Origin of the sequence: Streptomyces sp. NPDC050738, from assembly GCF_040654175.1 — a bacterium.
GTDB lineage: Bacteria > Actinomycetota > Actinomycetes > Streptomycetales > Streptomycetaceae > Streptomyces.
Map to the genome: position 1 here is coordinate 384,028 of NZ_JBFAHN010000004.1, position 16,432 is coordinate 400,459.

Below are 16,432 nucleotides of genomic sequence, written 5' to 3' on the forward strand. Positions count from 1 at the left end.
AAGGGCTTGGGGGAGGTTGAGGACAGGCGGCCGAAGGTCGCCTACGGGCGGGGGTGATTCGAGCGCGGGGCCAACCGGGCCCGATGCGGGCGGATCAAGCCTGTCCGGCACTTGAGGACGAGCAGGCCGCAGGCCGCGATCAGGAGCCCCGCGCAGCCGGACCCGCACCTACCGGCACACAGCGAGCGCATCCAAGGCCACCGCCCCCTGCCCCCTCGGCAGCACCATCAGAGGATTGATGTCCAACTCCGCCAGATCATCCCCCAGTTCGAGCGCCATGCGCTGAATCCGCAGCACCACCTCCACCAGCGCATCCACATCCGCAGGCGGAGCACCCCGTACCCCCTCCAGGAGCACCTTCCCCCGCAACTCCCCGAGCATCGCCCGCGCCTGGTCCTCCCCGAACGGCGGCACCCGTACCGCCGCGTCGCCCATCACCTCGACCAGGACGCCCCCCAGACCTACCGTCACGGTCGGCCCGAACAGCGCGTCCTGGGTGACGCCCACCACCATCTCCACGCCCCGCTCCACCATCTGGCAGACCAGAATGCCGTCGAGATCCACGCCCTCGTAGCGCGCGATATCGGTCAACTCCCGATACGCGTCACGTACTTGACTCGCGGAAGTCAGTCCGACCTTCACCAGCCCCAGCTCCGTCTTGTGCGCCAGCCGCGCCCCCGAAGCCTTCATCACCACCGGGTAGCCGACCAGCCCCGCCGCCCGCACCGCCGCCGCCGCGCTCGTCACGAGCTGCTCGCGCGGCACCCGGATCCCGTACGCCCGCAGCAGCTGCTTCGCCGCGTGCTCGCTCAGCTGCTGGTGCGGCCGCATCAGTGCCTGCGCCTTACGGAACGACGGCGAAGGCACCCGGGGCGCCTCGTCGAAAGCCGACCGGTACGAGGCGGTGAACCGGTGGTGGTCCGCCCAGGCCCGCACCGCCGTGATGCAGTTCGCGAACGTCCGGAAGGTGGCGACCCGCCCCGATCCCAGCAGCACCTCCCGGTACGCGTCCTCGGTCCCCACCGGCGACCCCCACACCACGCACACCAGCTTGTCGGTCTGCTCGGCCGCGTCCACGAGGTCCTGCGCCAGCCGGTCGCTCATCGGCGGGAAGGGCCCGGTGATCGGGCAGATCAGCACGCCCACCTCGGGGTCCGCCAGGATCGCGTCGATGATCTTGCGTCCGCGCCAGTCGCCCACCGGATGGCCCCCGCAGTCCACCGGGTTGGCCACATTCAGATACGGCGGTATCCACTCGTGCAGCTCCGCCTGCTTGGCCTCCGAGAGCACCGGGAGCTTGAGCCCCGCCGCCGACGCCAGGTCCGAGAAGTGCGCGCCCGTCCCGCCCGAGATCGAGTAGACGACGACACCCTCCGCCCCGCCCACCGGCTTCTTCGCCCGCGCCAACAGCGCCGCCGTGTCCTGGAGTTCATCGAGCCCGTCGACCCGCACGACCCCGAACTGCCGCATCGCCGCGTCCACGACCTGGTCCGCGCCGGTCAGCTTCCCGGTGTGCGAGGCGGCCATCCGCGCGCCCGTCTCCGTACGCCCGACCTTGACCGCGACGACCGGGACCCCGGCACGCGCCGCCCGGTCGGCGGCGAGGAGGAAGGAGCGGCCGTCCTTCAGTCCCTCCACGTAACACGCGATGGCGCCGATCTCCGGCTTGCCCGCGAAGTACGAGATGAAGTCCGACGTCTCCAGGTCCGCCTCATTGCCCGTAGGCGCCCAGTGCGAGAGCCGCACCCCCAGCTCCTGCATGGCGAAGACCGGCCGTCCCTGATGCCCGGACTGGGTGATGAGGGCGATCGCGGGCCCTTCCAGGTCCTCCCGGAAGTTCTCGAAGGCGTTCAGATTGGTGTTCGGCCCGAGCAGCCGGATCCCCGACTCCTCCACGGCCGTCGCGAGCCGCGCCTGCGCGGCCGCACCCTCGTCGCCGGTCTCGGCGAAGCCGGAAGCGAACGCGACGGCGAACTTCACCTTCGCTTCACCGAGTTGCTCGATCACGGGCAGCGGATCCCCGACCAGCAGCACGGCCAGATCGACCTGCTCGGGCAGGTCGGCCACCGAAGGGACGCACGGCAGCCCGAAGACCGTCTCGCGCGTCGGGTGTACGGGATGAAGCCGCGCGCCCACCCGCTCGGCCCACGCGATGAGCTGGCGCGTGATGCCCGTGTTCGGACGCCCCTCGGCGTCCGATGCCCCGACGACCGCCACCGACTCCGGCCGGAAGAACCGGTCCAGGTCGGGTACGGCCGCATACAGCGGACGTCCGCTGACGTCGGCGTCGCCCTCCGCGGCGGCGATGCCGTGGACGGCGACGGGGGGCTGTTCCCCGCAGGCCACCACACGTGCGCGGAAGTCGGTGGTGAGGGTGCCGTGAGTCGATCCGAGCATCGTTGCCGCCCACTCCTGTGCGATGGCCAAAAGTACCTGACGTTACGTCAGATTACTGAACTGACGGCCCGTCAGGAACAGTTGTGCAGGCAAAGGCTTGGGGCCGGAAGCAGAAATCGCTCCCGGCCCCGTCACACCTACCCGCCTCAGAGGGCCGCCAAGACCTCCTTGGCCACACGCTCACCGGACCGCACGGCCCCGTCCATATAGCCGTTCCAGTACGTCGACGTCTCGGTCCCCGCCCAGTGCACCGCCCCCGTCGGGGTCCGCAGCGCGGCCCCGTACGTGGTCAGGAAGCCGGGCGGCCCGTACGCCACCGGACCCCCGCGCGAGAAGCGCTCGTTGTCCCAGCGCTGGAGCAGGAAGGCGGTCGGCGATGCCGCCTTGGCACCGAAGTACGCGACGTAGTCCTTGAGCACGGCGGCCTTCACCTCCGCCTCGCTCGCCCCGTCGAGCGCCCGCATCTCGTCGGACTCGATGAAGCCCATGAGCGCACCGAACGACCCGTCCTGCGGCGAGTTGTCGAACGTCGACCTGACGGCACCCTGGTCGCTCACGACCTGCCCGTTCAGCCCGTCGGCCCGCCAGAACGGGGTGTCGTAGACGGCGATCGCCTTCCCGATCGCCCCCATCGGCAGATGCTGCGCGAGCTGGTCGCGCAGGGCCGGGAGCAGCGGGTCGAAGTCGATGCGCGCCGCGAGCGGCGGCGGCAGCGCGACGACCACCCGGCGGGCGGAGACGCTGATGCCGTCGGCGGTCACGGTCAGCCGGCCACCGGCGCCGCTCGCGATGCGCCGTACGGGAGCACCGAGCACGACCTTGTCGCCCAGCGATGCGGCCAGCTTCAGCGGCACCTGCTGCGAACCGCCGACGAAGCGGTTGGCCTGCGCGCCGTCGGCCGTCTCGGTCAGCCGCTCGAAGGTTCCCGGCGTGGTCTCGTTGCCGGCGGCCGCGATGTAGAACAGCACGTACAGCAGGGAGAGTTCACGCGGCTCGGCCGAGAAGATGGACGTGCACGCCACGTCGAACAGGAACTTCGCCGACGGAATGATCGCATTGGCCTTCAGCCAGCTCTCGAAGGTCTGCGCATCCCACTCGGCGGCCTTCGCGGCCGTCCAGGGAGCCCCGACCGGGACCTTCTTGGCCATGTCGTCGAGCAGCGCCTGCACGGCGGCGGCGTTCGCGAGCCCCGCCACATCGATGGGCGGCACCGAGCCCAGCAGCCCGTCGGTCGCGTACGGTGTGCGCTTGCCGTCCTTGAGGAGCACGTTCTTGCCGGTGTTGTACGTGGGGAAGGTGGCGACCCCCAGCGAGTCCGCGAGGGCCTTGATCCGGTCCTGCGTCGGTCCGATGAACTCGCCGCCGCCTTCGGTGTAACTCCCGTTCGGCAGCGTCAGGTTGAAGACCCGCCCGCCGACCCGGTCCCGTGCCTCCAGGACCAGTACGGACTTCCCGCCGGCGGCGATGTCCCGCGCCGCGGTGAGCCCGGCGAGCCCGCCGCCGACGACGACGGCGTCCACGGACGCGGTGCGGTCGGCGGCGGCCGCGGCGGCATCGGCGGCCTGTGCGGCGGGGGCGCCCGCGAGGGTGGTGGCGCCTGCGGCGGCGGTGGCTGCGGCGCCGCCGAGTATCGCGCGACGGGACAGCTTTCTTTCACGTGCCACGTGCATCCTCCGTTGAAGCAATGGATCAATGGATGGGGTGCAGGTAATGCAGTTGGAAAGCGCAGTCTCGTACAACCCTCGGGCCCCGGTACAGAACTTCTTGCACAGAGATCACAGGAGCGCGTGTGCTCAGCCCTTCTGCTCAGCCCTTCGCGACCGCCCCCGCGATCTTCCGTGCGTCGATGCCCAGTTCGCGGAACATCCCGCTGATGGGGTTGGTGAAGCCGGTGAAGTAGAGCCCGGGTGCGTGCTTCGGCGTACGTCCGCCGTGGACCACGGGGCGTCCGCGCTCGTCGAGTACGTCCAGCTCCCCGACGAGGCCCTCCAGCGCGCGCTGGTAGCCGGTGGCCGCGATGACCGTCTCGGGGGAGATCAGGTCGCCGTCGGCGAGGACGACCTTGCCCTCCTCGAAGGCCTCGACGGCGGCCACGATCTCGACCTGGCCCTTCTGTACGGCGTCGATCAGCCCGACGTCCTGCACCGGGATCGCTCCCTGGCGCACCCGCGTGTAGAGCCCCGTGTCCGGTCGCGGCAGCCCGTGTTCCGCCAGGTCGGGTACGGAGATGCGGGCCATCGGGCCCGCCGCGCGGTCCACCAGACCGGTTGGCAGGCGGCGTACGAGAATGCCCGTCGCCTGGGCCGGCCATCCGGCCGTCGAGCGCCGCAGGATGTGCGGCGCGGTACGGACCGCGAGCCGCACGCGGGCGGCGCCGCCCTCGATGAGGTCGACGGCGATCTCGGCGCCGGTGTTCCCGATGCCGACGACGAGGACGTCCTTGCCCGCGTACGGGGCGGGGTTGCGGTAGTCGCCCGCGTGGATGAGGTCACCGGTGTACGTCTCGCGGCCGGCCCAGTCCGGGATGCGCGGGGTGTGGTTGTAGCCGGTGGCGACCACCACGGCCCGCCCGGTGAGCTCGCGCCCGCCGGTGGCGTGCAGCAGCCAACTGCCGTCGTCGGTGGGGGAGATGCGGGTGACCTCGACCCCTGTCACGACTTCGAGCTCATGGAACTCGGCGTACTTCTCCAGGTAGCGCACGACGTTGTCGCGGCCCACCCACCGCCCGAACGAGCGCGGCATCTTCAGCCCGGGCAGGGAGGAGAGGCGGCGCGTGGTGTGCAGGCGCAGCCGGTCGTAGTGCCGCCGCCAGGAGGCGCCGACGTCCTCGGACTTCTCCAGTACGACGGCCCGTACGCCCTGTTCGCGCAGCGCGGCGGCCACGGCGAGGCCGCCGGGGCCCGCGCCGATGACGTACACGGGGCGGTCGTCGTGGGTAGTGATGTCGCTCATGCTTCGGAGAGTAATCGCCCGGTCGCTTGATCGGTCTCGGTCAAGTGCAGATGCCGTTGCGAATTGATCACGGGTGGCGGGAAATGCGCAGCCCCTTGCGCGCGCGGCCGCCATCCGCTGAACTGACGTACCGTCAGATGACGCCCCCGGAGAGGAACCCCCGGATGCACTCGATATGGCTCGGCAGCGCCGAATGGCTGGCCGTCCTGCGGATCGGCCTGGGCCTGTGGTGGCTGGAGAGCTGGCGCCACAAGGACAAGAAGGGCTGGTTCGAGCGCGGTACGGGGATCGCCTGGGCCGCGGACGTGGCGGGCAAGCACAAGTGGGCGGCGGTGGGGAAGGGCTTCAAGAAGGTGGTGGAGCCGCGCCCGCGCGCGATGGCGTACCTCGTCGTCTACGCCGAACTGGCCCTGGGGCTCGGCCTGGTGGTCGGTTTCCTCACCCCGATCGCCCTGATCGCGGGCCTCCTCCTGAACCTCCTCTACCTCGTTCTCATGATCCACGACTGGGCCGAGCAGGGACAGAACGCGATGATGGCGCTGATCTCGCTGGTCGCCTTCTTCGCGATGTCCTGGCAGGCCTGGTCGCTCGACCACGCGATAGGGATCTTCCTGTGACCGGGGCAGGGGCAGGCGCCGTACGGTTCGACCTTCCCGAAGTGGACGCCTTCACCGAGGCCTACTGGGCCGGGGCCCGCGAAGGCCACCTCCTGATCCGCCGCTGCGGCGACTGCGGCCGGGCGCACCACTACCCGCGCGAGTTCTGCCCGTACTGCTGGAGCGAGCGCGTGGAGTGGGAGCGGGCGGGCGGCCGGGCCACGCTCTACACCTGGTCGGTGGTGCACAGGAACGACCTGCCGCCGTTCGGCGAGAAGGTCCCGTACGTCGCCGCTGTTGTCGACCTCGCCGAGGGGCCGCGGATGATGACGGAGGTCGTCGGAGTCCCGGAAGCGGACCTGCGCATCGGCATGGCGCTGGCGGTGTCGTTCCGCACCGAGGAGGCCGTCGCCGTCCCCGTGTTCGGGCCGTGTTGAATGGCGGGATGACGGACGCGCGCACCATCCACCGACCCCACCCCGTCCTGTCAGGATTCGGACTGACCCTGCGCGCCTGGGAGTTGGGGGATGCGGACGCGATGCTGGCCGGGGTCACCGACCCCGAGTTGCTCCGCTGGAACACCCCGAGGATTCCGGTCACCGACCTGGAGGGCGTACGGGCCGTACTGGAGGCCCGTGCCGCCGCCTGGGACCGCGGGGACATGGTGATGTTCGCGGTGGCGGAGGAAGGCACGGGCCTGGTCGTCGGCCACGTGGGCCTGCACGCCATCAACCCCTCCATGCGCTGCGCCGGCGTCGGCTACTGGACCCTCCCTGACCATCGCGGCCGGGGCATCGCCCGCCGCGCCCTGGAGGTCTGCACCCGCTGGGGCTTCGAGGAGACGGGCCGGGGAGGCCTGGGCCTGCACCGCGTCGAACTGGGCCACGCCCTGGGCCACGAGGCGTCCTGCCTGGTCGCCGAGCGCGCGGGCTACCGCTACGAGGGGACGCGCCGCGGCGGCATGCACGAGGCGCATGACCTGACGGCGTTCCGGGACGCGCACGGGCACGCGCGGCTGGCGTCGGATCCGTACCCCGCTCCGTAGTCGCCCCCGTACCCGGACGGTCCGAATGGCGGGCGGCCCTGAGGTGACTTTGACTGGGGTGTGACGATCACCGACCCCGGCCGGGCAGCCCGCAGGAACATCCCCCGCAGCGCGCACGGCCCCACGCCCCCGCCCGCCGACCGGCCCGACCCGATCGCGATCCTGGAGGCCCAGGCACGTACCCGCGTGCCCGAACTGGTCCCGATCAGATACGGCAGGATGGCCGCCTCCCGGTTCGCCTTCCTGCGCGGGGCGCCCGCGGTCATGGCGGCCGACCTGGCCTCGGTCCCGCACACCGGCCTCACCGTCCAGCTCTGCGGCGACGCCCACCTGTCGAACTTCGGCTTCTTCGCCTCCCCGGAGCGTGCGCTGCTCTTCGACCTCAACGACTTCGACGAGACCCTGCCCGGCCCCTTCGAATGGGACGTCAAACGGCTGGCCGCCAGCATCGCCGTGGCCGCCCGTGAGAACGGCGGCACCGACCGGTCCGCGCTGGCGGCCGCGCAGTCCGCCGTGCGCTCGTACCGCACCCACATGCGCAGGCTGGCTGACCGGAGCGAGCTGGACGTCTGGTACGAACGCCTGGACACCGCCGAACTGCTGCCGGCCGTACGCAAGGCCAACCGCGCGCAGGTCGGCGCCGCCCTGGAGAAGGCCCGCGGCCGGACCAGCCTGCACGCGCTGGCGAAGCTCACGGCGGTCGGCCCCGACGGCGAGCGGCGCATCCACCACGACCCGCCCCTGCTCGAACCGATCACCGCGCAGGATCTGAGCCTCGTCCACGAGGCGTACGAGGACTTCCTGCGCAGCGTCCCCGACGACCGCAGGGCGCTGCTCTCGCGCTACCGCCTGGTCGACGCCGCGCGGAAGGTGGTGGGCGTGGGCAGCGTGGGCACCCGCTGCTTCATCGTGCTCCTTGAAGGGCGGACGGTGGGGGACCCGCTCTTCCTTCAGGTGAAGGAGGCGGAGGAGTCCGTGCTCGCCGCCCACCTGGGCCCCAGCGCCCACCGCCACCAGGGCCGCCGCGTCGTCGCCGGCCAGCAGCTGACGCAGGCGGCGAGCGACATCTTCCTGGGCTGGGCCACGGGCCCGGCGGGACGGTTCTTCTACTGGCGGCAACTGAAGGACATGAAGGGCTCCGTGGAGGTGAACAGCCTCACCGCCCCGATGCTGGTGCGGTACGCAGCCCTGTGCGGACAGGCCCTGGCAGGCGCCCACGCCCGCTCCGGTGACCGCGCGGCGATCGCGTCCTACCTGGGCCGCGCCGACACCTTCGACACCACGGTCGCCGCCTGGGCGCTCGCCTACGCGGACCGGACGGAGGCCGACCACGCGGCCCTGCTCGCGGCGATCGACGCGGGAAGGATCACCGCCCGGAACGACATCTAACTTTCCTGGGACGCCGCTTCAAGGGCGTCGGCCCGCTCTCGGAGACCGGCCGCGATGGTGTCCCAGTCGGGGCCGTGCAGCCAGAGGCTGTCCGCTGCCTCACGCATCAGCCCGGGTTCGTCGGGCCGCTGCAGGAGCACCAGGCGGTAGGACAGGTTGCGGATCCAGACCGGGAGATTGCCGTCGACGATGTGTGGGCTGAGCTCGCGGAGCATGGCGAGGATCGCGTCCGGTTCGGCGAAGGTCAGCTCCTCGACGAAGTACTGCTCGCGATGTTCCTTCTCGCAAGGGGGCGTGGCGCGGTGCTCGTCGCCGTAGAGGCACCGCGCGTACTCGGTCAGGGTGCTGTGCATGGCCTGGAGCCTAATCCGGCATCAGCGCCCCAGGGTCGGGGCGGACCAGGGTTCGGCGGGGAGGGCGCTCCTCGTCGGACCCTTGATCATCAGCCCCCCGATCAGCGCCGCGATCGCCAGGGCGGCAGCCGACACGTACAGGAAGTGAGGGTCCTGGCTGCCCTCGGCGTGCATCCCGACCATCCCGCCGAACAGGACGGCGCCTGCCGAATCACCCAACTCCTGGCCCGTCCTGGCCAGGGCGGCCCGGCCGCCTGAGTCGTGCGGGGCGATGCCTTCGGTGATGGCCGAGTAGAGCACGGTGCCGGACATGCCCAGGCCGATGCTCAGGCAGATCATGCTGGGGAAGGCCTGGGTCGGGGAGTCCATGCTCGTGCTGATGAGCAGGACGCCGACCGCCGCGAGCAGCAGCCCCGGTATCAGCAGGGTGCGGGGCGCGACGTACTGCAGCCGGGCGGAGACCAGCAGGGCTCCGATGAGGAACGAGCCGGTCATCGCCAGGAACGCCAGGAAGCCGAGGCCGGCCCCGACGGACCACAGGAAGCTGGAGAGCAGCGGCACCACGGCATACAGGGCGGCCCCGGTCAGGAACAGAGCGATCAGTGCGCCGAGACGCGCGCGGGCTCCGGAGTCGTACGGCGGCAGGATCGCGGCGCCGTCCGTATGCGACTGCCGCCAGAAGAAGGCCGTCAGCAGGATGATGCCGACGGTGAGACAGAGGGAGACGAGGGGAGCTCCCCAGCCGATGAACGACGACCGGTCGAGGGCGAAGACGATGGCTCCGACCCCGAGTGTGCTCAGGAGCGCACCCGCCGCGTCGAAGCCGGCCGGGGCACGGTCCGACAGATCGCGTACCAGGGCGGCGGTGCCGATGAGGGCGATGACGGCCAGCAGGACGGTGACGTACAAGGACACGCGCCACGTCACGCCCTGGGCGAGCGGCACCGCGAGGAACAGGCTGACCGCCGAACCGCCCAGGCCGACCAGGGAGTAGACGCCGAAGGCCTTCGCGCGTGCCCTCGTCTCGGTGAAGTGCGCGGCGACAAGACCGAACGAGGCCGGGGTGACCAGGGCGGCGAAGGCGCCCTGCACGATGTAGCCCCCGAGCATCATGTCGGGGCCGGCGGCCGAGGCCTGGACCACGGTGGCCAGGGCGAACCCCGACAGCCCGATGAGCAGCGTCGTCTTGCGGCCGATGACGTCCGCGAGGTGTCCGCCGAGGAAGAGCAGCGCACCGAAGGCCACGAAATGGGCGGTGACCATCCACTCCCGGGACGAGGAGTCCGAACCGAAGTCGCGCAGGGCGTCCCACAGCAGGACGCTGGAGGTCGTCGCGCCGAGCACCACGGCCAGTTGGGCGACCGTGGCCATCGCGAGGCTCCACCCGCGCTTGAGCGGAGCACCCCCGCCGTTCCCCGCTCCCGGTGCGGCGTAGGGCTGGGCGGGCCAGCCGCCGGGCGCGGGCGCCATGGGGGTGTATCCGGGCGCGGGCCCGAAGTGCGCCGGGCTCGTGGGCGAGTACGCGGCCGGGGCGTACGTGGGTGGCGCGGGTGACGCGGCCGCGGGTGGTGCCAGCGGATACGAGGTCGGTTCGAGAGGCGCGCCCCGCTGCTCCGGAGCGAAGTCCAGCAACTCGGCCGCCTTGCGCCCCAGTTGGGCCAGCACCGACCCCGGCAGCCACTCCTCGGCCCGGTCCGTGTCCGTACGCGCGACGACCTGCGCGGTCGTGGGCCGCAGCGCCGGGTCCTTGGACAGGCATGCGCGTACGAGATCGACGAGCGAGTCCGGTACGCCGGTCAGGTCCGCCTCCTCCTCCGCGATCCGGAAGAGATGGGCGTTGAGCCCGGTGTCGGTGGCGCCGAAGAGGAGGCGGCCGGTGGCGGCGTACACGAGGACCGCGCCCAGGCAGAACAGGTCGTTCGCGGCGGTGAGTTGATGACCCCGGACCTGCTCGGGGGACATGAAGCCGGGGGAGCCGATCAGCATGCCGGTGCGGGTCAGCAGGCTGTCGCCGCCGATGCTGTCGAGCGCCCGCGCGATGCCGAAGTCGATGACGCGCGGCCCGTCGACGGTGACCAGGACGTTGGACGGCTTGAGGTCGCGGTGGATCAGCCCCGCCTCGTGCACGGCCTGCAGAGCGAGGGCCAGGCGGTTGGCGAGGGTGTGGACCGAGTGCTCGGGCAGCGGGCCGTAGTCCTTGCCGACCACGGTGGTCAGGTCGGGTCCCGGGATGTACTGGGTGGCGACCCAGGGCACGGCCGCCTCGGTGTCGGCGTCCAGGACGGCGGCCGTCCAGTCGCCGCCCACGCGCCGGGCGGCGGCGACCTCGCGGGTGAACCGCCTGCGGAATTCGGGGTGTTGGGCGTGCTCGGCCTGGACGACCTTCACCGCGACCGTACGGCCGAGATCGGACCGGCCCAGATAGACCAGGCCCATGCCGCCCTCGCCCAGGCGGGCGATCAGTCGGTAGGGGCCGATGTGTGCGGGGTCCTGCCCCGTCAGATGTTCCACGGCGGAGGGGTCAGCCCTTCACGTAGGGGCTCAGGTGGTGGCACAGCTTCACGAAGAGATCGAGGTTGGGGATGACGTACGCGTTCGCGGACTCCGGTGCCGTTGACCTCTTCTGGTGGCCGTTGAACATGAAGGAGCCGAGAGTGAAGCCGATTTCGTTGATCTCGGTCCAGGCGGCCGAGCGCTTCTGGTCCGAGACGCCGTACCGGTCGAGCGTGTAGGGACCGAACTTCACCTGCTCGCCCTGCTGGATGCGCGCGATCGTCGCGGGCAGCTGTGCGGCGGTGACCTGCTGCTGGATGTGGTCGCCCCAGACACCCGGGTAGAGGAACCCGGCGCCGCCCACCCATGAGGTCATGCCGAGGGCCATCTTGTCGCTCTTGAACAGCGGAGGCCGCCCGTACCCGATGTTGAGGGCGTTCCCCTCCGGGTCGATCAGAACCGAACAGGCCTCTGCGAGAGAGCCGTTGATGGTGCGGCGGTACTGCAGGACGCGCAGGGTCCGGTAGTCGTACGCGGCCAGGAACCCCTCCTGCGAGGTCACGGCCAGGCCGGCCGTGTAGAAGTACATCCTCCAGTCCCGCGACTTCCTCCACTTGCGGCCCTGCCCTGGCGCGAACGTCTTGACCCAGTCGCCCAGGCCGCGTTGGGCGGCGAGTGCGGCGGCCGGAGCGGACGGACGCTCGGCATAGAGGTGTTCTATCTCGTCAGTTGCCATGTGGTGATCCCCCTGGATAAAGCGACGGCGCTTCGAAGATAATGCAACTATCCAAGGAGCGGGAGTGGATTGGTGGGACGCGAGCCCATCGAGATCTGTCATTCGGGTGGGGGGAGTTCGGCGATGGAGGGGCGGCGTTTCGGTGAGCGTTACCGACTGGTGAGGGGCATCGGCCACGGCGGCATGGGGGAGGTGTGGGCGGCGCGGGACGAGAGGCTGGGGCGCGATGTTGCCGTCAAGGTGGTCTCGATGCTCGCTGAACCCGGCGGCCGCGGGGATGCGGTGCGGGCCCGATTCCTGCGCGAGGCAAGGATCACGGCGGCGCTGCAGCACCCCAACATCGTGACGGTGCACGACATGGGTGAGGCCGGCACCGAAGTCGGCCAGGTGCCGTTCCTGGTGATGGAGCTGGTTCCGGGTGAGTCGCTGGATACGGTGCTGCGGCGAGGGCGGGTGGCCTTGGCGGATGCGGCGAAGTGGGGGGCGCAGATCAGTGAGGCGCTGGCGGCCGCGCACGAGGCGGCAGTGCTCCACCGGGACATCAAACCCGCCAATGTGCTGGTCACCCCATCCGGCCTGGTGAAGGTGCTCGACTTCGGGATCGCACGGGCGGCCGGTCCGTATGCCACGGCGGATCGCCTCACCGAGCCCGGCTTCATCGTGGGCACACCCCCGTACATGGCCCCCGAGCAGGCGCGGGGCCTGCCGGAAACCAGGAGCGACCTGTACGCGCTCGGCTGCCTGCTGTTCGAACTGGTCACCGGACGACTGCCCTTCACCGCCACGGACTCGATGGGCTACGTGACGGCCCACCTCACCCAGACGCCGCCCACGCCCAGCTCGGTGGCGCCGGGGATACCTGCCGCCTGGGACCGGGTGCTGCTGCGGTTGCTCAGCAAGGAGCCGGAGCGACGCTACTCGGGGGCGGCCGAACTGGCGGTGGTGCTACGGGGGTTGAGTGCCGGTCAGGCCGCCGGAGAACAGGGTGGGAAGCAGGCCGCGGTGCAGGCCGAGAAGCAGCCCGTGGCGCAGGCCACGAGGCAGCCTGTGGCGACGCCGCAGTCGAAGAAGAGGGCCGTTGAAAGAGCCAGGAAACTGAGACGGAACCGCCGTTGGGCATCGGCAGGCAAGGCCGTCCTCGTTGTTGCGGGGGTTTGGAGTGGGTGGGCGTTGAACCACCAACCCTCCACGGACTCCAAGGCGAAGTCTGCCTGCAGCCAGTCCTTTGAGGACATCAAGGCCCTATACGCGGCGTATCCACTGCTGAGCGATTCGGCGATGCGAAGCGACACGGCCATGACCGTCGCCGCGCAGCAGCTGGGGGCAAACCTGCGTGCCCGCTCCACCGGAATGAGTGCCTCCAGCGACCCGCGCTCAGTCTCGGGTCAAGTGAAAATCACCCTGGGCAACGTGGGTGAGGTCTACAGAGCCGGTGGCCGTAACGACGGTTTGCGTCGCCAGTACTACCAGAGTCTTGTCGCCGCCTGTCATGAGGTGAGCGCGACCCCGCCGGCCGGCCTCGATGTGCCCGTGTGAGACCAACGACTCGCCTAGGGCCAGAGCAGCTCGCTGGCCCAACTCCCCTCATCTGTAAGGCGATAGCGCAGCCGTACGTGCTGCCGGCGCGTGTCCCCCTGGAAGAACTCGACCTCTGTGGGCTGTAGTACGTACAGAGTCCAGGTCGGTACGGGGGCATCGGGTTCCACCTGCGCGCGCTGCCAGGCGGCGGCGGAAGCCTCCATCAACTCCTCTTGCGAGCCCAGCACTTCACTCATCCGCCCCGTCATCGCCGCTGCGAGTGCCCCCGTCGAGCGGGCGTGCAGATCGGCCTGGCTCTCGGCGGAAGGGGCGGCGGTCACTGTTCCGCGCACCCGGATCTGGCGGGCCTGCGCGGGCCAGTAGAAGCCGAGCGCGGCGTGGGGGCGGGCGGCGAGCTGCGCGCCCTTGCGGCTGGTGGAGTGGGAGGCGAAGTGCCAGCCGCGTTCATCGGCGCCGTGCAGCATCAGGACCCGTACGTCGGGAAACCCGTCCTCGCCCACGGTCGCGAGCGACATCACGTGCGGCTCGGTCTGCCCGGCGGCAACGGCGGCGGCGAACCAGGTGTGGAAGAGGGGGAGGGGTGTGGAGGGCGCGGTGGCGGGGTCGAAGTGGGGGAGTTCGGGGAGGTCCCAGACGCGCTGGCTGTGCAGAAGTGAGACAAAGTCCATGGGGCCGATTCTCACCCAGGGTCATGACAGAGCTGCGCGGTGACCACCACATGGAGGAGCGAAGGGTCGACGAATTCGCCGACGCCCGGGGGATCGCACCGCCAGTGGAGGGGATAGGTGTGGCCGTAGGCGGCGGGGATGCCGATGTACTGGTCGCGTACGGAGGGCCCGAAACAGGTCGCGCCAGGCGGCCAGTCGTGCCCCCTGCTGGTCCCCGGCGGAATGAGGAAGTACGTCCACCGCCCACCGGCGACTTCCCGCACGACGGGCCCCGGTTCGCCACCGGTGAGCATGGCGAGGTGATGCAGGACGGCCTCGCCGCGTACGCCGCGTACCCGGATGGCGTCGAAGTGGACTCCGGTGAGCCGGAGTTGGTGGCCGGAAGCGGGTACCCAGTCGGGGGTCACTTTTCTTGTCATACCTACGAGCTTCGGGGTGATTGCGTAGCGTTACTAGCCGTACGGGGTACACATCGGCGAGATGTGGAGAGGGCGGTGGCCCCATGACGGCCAACAACAAGACGACCGAGACGAACGCGGCCTCGCCCTCACCGGCGCGCCTGCACGTGGGCGAACTGCTGAGGAATTTCCGGGCGCGGGCGGGTCTGACTCGGCTGGAGGTGAGCGAGCGGCTGCTGGTGTCGGAGTCGCTGGCGGGTGCGTACGAGCGGGGCGAGCGGATCCCCACGACGACCTACCTCACGGATGCGGATCTGCTGCTGGACGCGCGGGGTGCGCTGAAGTCGTGCGTTCCTCTGATGGAGGAGGAGAAGTACCCGCGCACGTTCGTGGGCTGGGTACGCCTGGAGAAGGTCGCGGCAAGCATCAGCGCGTACGAGAACATGCTGGTCCCCGGCCTGCTCCAGAACGAGGACTACATCCAGGCGCTGTACGAGGTCAGGATCCCGCAACTGCCGGAATCGGAGATCGAGAAGAACGTCGGGGCGCGCCTCGAACGGCAGGCGGTGCTCAAGCGGAACCCGCTGCCGATGGTGGCGTACGTGATCGAGGAGTCGGTGCTGCGCAGGCCATTGGGCAGCAAGACGGTGCTGAGGAATCAGCTGCTGCATGTACTGGAATGTATGCGGACGATGCATCACGTGACGGTGCAGGTGATGCCGACGGAGGGGTTCGCGCACGCGGGGATGGATGGCCCGTTCCAGTTGGCGAGCGCGCCGGACGGGCGGAATTGGGGGTACGCCGACCGGCCTGGCGGCGGTACGTTGATCTCCAAGCCGCAGGAGGTCAATCAACTCATCGACCGCTTCGGCGCGTTGCGCGCCGCGGCGCTCACGCCCTGGAAGTCCGCAGAACTGATCGAGAGGACGGCGGAGCGACTGTGACCACCGAGAAGCTGGCCTGGTTCAAGAGCAGTTACAGCGGCAACGAGGGCGGTAACTGCGTCGAGGTGGCCTACGCCTGGCGCAAGTCCAGTTACAGCAACAACGAGGGCGGCGCCTGCGTAGAGATCGCAGCCCACCCCCACGCCATCCACATCCGCGACTCCAAGATCCCCGACGGCCCCACCTTCACGGTCACCCCGGCCGCCTGGTCCGCGTTCGTCACGCTCACCGAAGCGACCGGGTGACGGCTCGGGCCTGAGTCAGGCGGCCGTGCGCCAGGACTCGATGCGGCGGGCGATGTCCCGCAGGCCGATCTCCTGCGCGCGGACCTGCCCAGTCAGGACGTGAACGTCCTTGGGTTCGACGACGATGGGCTCCTCGGACCCGATCATGTACATCTCCGCGCAGGACCAGCCGATCACCATGTTGAAGTCGGCGAACGGCCGCAGGAGCAGCGCTGTGTGCAGGAAGGTCGCGGCGCGCACGGAGGGCTCCTCGTAGTAGAGGGAGCCGGTCTCACGCTCGAACATGTGACGGCTGGCCATGTACCCGAGGGCGCCCCAGTCGTCGATGGGGACATTGAGGGGTGCGACGCTGGCTTGGACGTGGAGGACCCAGCCGATGTCGACGCGGATGACTGGGCTCAACGTTGCCCCTCCGGGAACTCTGCCAGAGCGTGGGGCAGCATACGGCGGGCGATGGCGGTGGCGCCTTCGACAAAGGCCAGCCGGTCGGCCTCATCCACGAGCACGTCATGCGCGTGGGCCCGCATCGACTTGTTCGCGGAGGCGGCCCGAGCCTTGATGCGCTCAAGTTCTTCAACGGTGAATTCGATGTTGATCGCTGGCATACCACTAATGGTACCGCGACTGGTACCAGCCCTGGTAGAGGCCGTCGTATTTATGGTGCTCATTTTGCCCTC

17 protein-coding genes are annotated in these 16,432 nt (G+C 70.1%); 7 read left to right on the forward strand and 10 right to left on the reverse strand.

Annotated features, from left to right (window positions below):
- Positions 1-168: 168 nt before the first annotated feature.
- The 3 genes from AB0H78_RS13510 to AB0H78_RS13520 form a co-directional block, all read right to left on the reverse strand.
- Positions 169-2,397 carry an acetate--CoA ligase family protein gene (locus tag AB0H78_RS13510; RefSeq protein WP_363234499.1) on the reverse strand — a complete coding sequence of 743 codons (2,229 nt, stop codon included), beginning with the start codon at positions 2,395-2,397 and terminating at the stop codon, positions 169-171.
- Between the two features lie 146 nt (positions 2,398-2,543).
- Complete coding sequence (locus tag AB0H78_RS13515) at positions 2,544-4,061, reverse strand: FAD-dependent oxidoreductase (RefSeq protein WP_363234500.1); 1,518 nt, start codon at positions 4,059-4,061, stop codon at positions 2,544-2,546.
- A gap of 142 nt (positions 4,062-4,203) precedes the next feature.
- Positions 4,204-5,349, reverse strand: a complete 1,146-nt coding sequence (locus AB0H78_RS13520) for an NAD(P)/FAD-dependent oxidoreductase (RefSeq protein WP_363234501.1) — start codon at positions 5,347-5,349, stop codon at positions 4,204-4,206.
- Positions 5,350-5,513: 164 nt separating this feature from the next.
- Between AB0H78_RS13520 and AB0H78_RS13525 the strand changes: the two genes are divergently transcribed.
- Genes AB0H78_RS13525 through AB0H78_RS13540 form a run of 4 tightly spaced genes read left to right on the forward strand, consistent with a single transcriptional unit; the run spans position 5,514 to position 8,379 of the window.
- Positions 5,514-5,966: a DoxX family membrane protein gene (locus AB0H78_RS13525; protein ID WP_363234502.1), complete on the forward strand. Its 453-nt coding sequence runs from the start codon at positions 5,514-5,516 to the stop codon at positions 5,964-5,966.
- Positions 5,963-6,382, forward strand: coding sequence for a Zn-ribbon domain-containing OB-fold protein (locus tag AB0H78_RS13530; RefSeq protein WP_363234503.1), 420 nt, complete (start codon positions 5,963-5,965; stop codon positions 6,380-6,382). The genes AB0H78_RS13525 and AB0H78_RS13530 overlap by 4 nt, the downstream gene beginning before the upstream one ends.
- A gap of 8 nt (positions 6,383-6,390) precedes the next feature.
- Positions 6,391-6,990, forward strand: a complete 600-nt coding sequence (locus AB0H78_RS13535) for a GNAT family N-acetyltransferase (RefSeq protein ID WP_363234504.1) — start codon at positions 6,391-6,393, stop codon at positions 6,988-6,990.
- Positions 6,991-7,050: 60 nt separating this feature from the next.
- Positions 7,051-8,379 (forward strand): DUF2252 domain-containing protein, encoded by a 1,329-nt coding sequence (locus AB0H78_RS13540; protein ID WP_363234505.1) that lies wholly within the window; start codon positions 7,051-7,053, stop codon positions 8,377-8,379.
- On the opposite strand, the gene AB0H78_RS13545 is transcribed toward AB0H78_RS13540, so the two are convergent.
- From AB0H78_RS13545 to AB0H78_RS13555, 3 genes are read right to left on the reverse strand one after another with little or no spacing between them, the layout of a single operon-like run.
- Positions 8,376-8,732, reverse strand: coding sequence for a hypothetical protein (locus AB0H78_RS13545; RefSeq protein WP_363234506.1), 357 nt, complete (start codon positions 8,730-8,732; stop codon positions 8,376-8,378). The two genes, AB0H78_RS13540 and AB0H78_RS13545, sit on opposite strands and share 4 nt — an antisense overlap.
- A 21-nt stretch (positions 8,733-8,753) precedes the next feature.
- The gene (locus AB0H78_RS13550) at positions 8,754-11,243 is read right to left on the reverse strand and encodes a bifunctional serine/threonine protein kinase/MFS transporter (protein WP_363234507.1); all 2,490 of its coding nucleotides are present in this window, start codon (positions 11,241-11,243) and stop codon (positions 8,754-8,756) included.
- Between the two features lie 10 nt (positions 11,244-11,253).
- On the reverse strand, positions 11,254-11,961 hold the full coding sequence (locus AB0H78_RS13555; RefSeq protein WP_363234508.1) for a DUF6585 family protein: 708 nt from the start codon (positions 11,959-11,961) through the stop codon (positions 11,254-11,256).
- A gap of 72 nt (positions 11,962-12,033) precedes the next feature.
- On the opposite strand from AB0H78_RS13555, the gene AB0H78_RS13560 reads away from it, so the two are divergent.
- A complete protein-coding gene (locus AB0H78_RS13560; protein ID WP_363234509.1) occupies positions 12,034-13,497 on the forward strand; it encodes a serine/threonine-protein kinase in 1,464 nt (487 codons plus the stop codon).
- A 14-nt stretch (positions 13,498-13,511) separates the two neighbouring features.
- On the opposite strand, the gene AB0H78_RS13565 is transcribed toward AB0H78_RS13560, so the two are convergent.
- Together AB0H78_RS13565 and AB0H78_RS13570 are read right to left on the reverse strand one after the other, a co-directional pair.
- Complete coding sequence (locus AB0H78_RS13565) at positions 13,512-14,168, reverse strand: pyridoxal 5'-phosphate synthase (RefSeq protein WP_363234510.1); 657 nt, start codon at positions 14,166-14,168, stop codon at positions 13,512-13,514.
- An 11-nt stretch (positions 14,169-14,179) separates the two neighbouring features.
- Positions 14,180-14,587, reverse strand: a complete 408-nt coding sequence (locus AB0H78_RS13570; RefSeq protein WP_363234511.1) for a hypothetical protein — start codon at positions 14,585-14,587, stop codon at positions 14,180-14,182.
- A gap of 83 nt (positions 14,588-14,670) precedes the next feature.
- Here AB0H78_RS13570 and AB0H78_RS13575 point away from each other — a divergent pair, with 83 nt between their 5' ends.
- The gene (locus AB0H78_RS13575; protein ID WP_363234512.1) at positions 14,671-15,510 is read left to right on the forward strand and encodes a helix-turn-helix transcriptional regulator; all 840 of its coding nucleotides are present in this window, start codon (positions 14,671-14,673) and stop codon (positions 15,508-15,510) included.
- The gene (locus AB0H78_RS13580) at positions 15,507-15,755 is read left to right on the forward strand and encodes a DUF397 domain-containing protein (RefSeq protein WP_363234513.1); all 249 of its coding nucleotides are present in this window, start codon (positions 15,507-15,509) and stop codon (positions 15,753-15,755) included. Before AB0H78_RS13575 ends, AB0H78_RS13580 begins: the two co-directional genes overlap by 4 nt.
- Before the next feature lie 15 nt (positions 15,756-15,770).
- On the opposite strand, the gene AB0H78_RS13585 is transcribed toward AB0H78_RS13580, so the two are convergent.
- Positions 15,771-16,157, reverse strand: a complete 387-nt coding sequence (locus AB0H78_RS13585; RefSeq protein WP_363234514.1) for a hypothetical protein — start codon at positions 16,155-16,157, stop codon at positions 15,771-15,773.
- Positions 16,154-16,360, reverse strand: a complete 207-nt coding sequence (locus tag AB0H78_RS13590; RefSeq protein ID WP_363234515.1) for a hypothetical protein — start codon at positions 16,358-16,360, stop codon at positions 16,154-16,156. Before AB0H78_RS13590 ends, AB0H78_RS13585 begins: the two co-directional genes overlap by 4 nt.
- Positions 16,361-16,432: the final 72 nt, after the last annotated feature.

Coding starts and splice junctions, on each gene's coding strand:
- AB0H78_RS13510 (WP_363234499.1), bottom strand. CDS start 2,397: ATGCTCGGATCGACTCACGGCACCCTCACCACCGACTTCCGCGCACGT.
- AB0H78_RS13520 (WP_363234501.1), bottom strand. CDS start 5,349: ATGAGCGACATCACTACCCACGACGACCGCCCCGTGTACGTCATCGGC.
- AB0H78_RS13525 (WP_363234502.1), top strand. CDS start 5,514: ATGCACTCGATATGGCTCGGCAGCGCCGAATGGCTGGCCGTCCTGCGG.
- AB0H78_RS13535 (WP_363234504.1), top strand. CDS start 6,391: ATGACGGACGCGCGCACCATCCACCGACCCCACCCCGTCCTGTCAGGA.
- AB0H78_RS13545 (WP_363234506.1), bottom strand. CDS start 8,732: ATGCACAGCACCCTGACCGAGTACGCGCGGTGCCTCTACGGCGACGAG.
- AB0H78_RS13555 (WP_363234508.1), bottom strand. CDS start 11,961: ATGGCAACTGACGAGATAGAACACCTCTATGCCGAGCGTCCGTCCGCT.
- AB0H78_RS13565 (WP_363234510.1), bottom strand. CDS start 14,168: ATGGACTTTGTCTCACTTCTGCACAGCCAGCGCGTCTGGGACCTCCCC.
- AB0H78_RS13570 (WP_363234511.1), bottom strand. CDS start 14,587: ATGACAAGAAAAGTGACCCCCGACTGGGTACCCGCTTCCGGCCACCAA.
- AB0H78_RS13575 (WP_363234512.1), top strand. CDS start 14,671: ATGACGGCCAACAACAAGACGACCGAGACGAACGCGGCCTCGCCCTCA.
- AB0H78_RS13590 (WP_363234515.1), bottom strand. CDS start 16,360: ATGCCAGCGATCAACATCGAATTCACCGTTGAAGAACTTGAGCGCATC.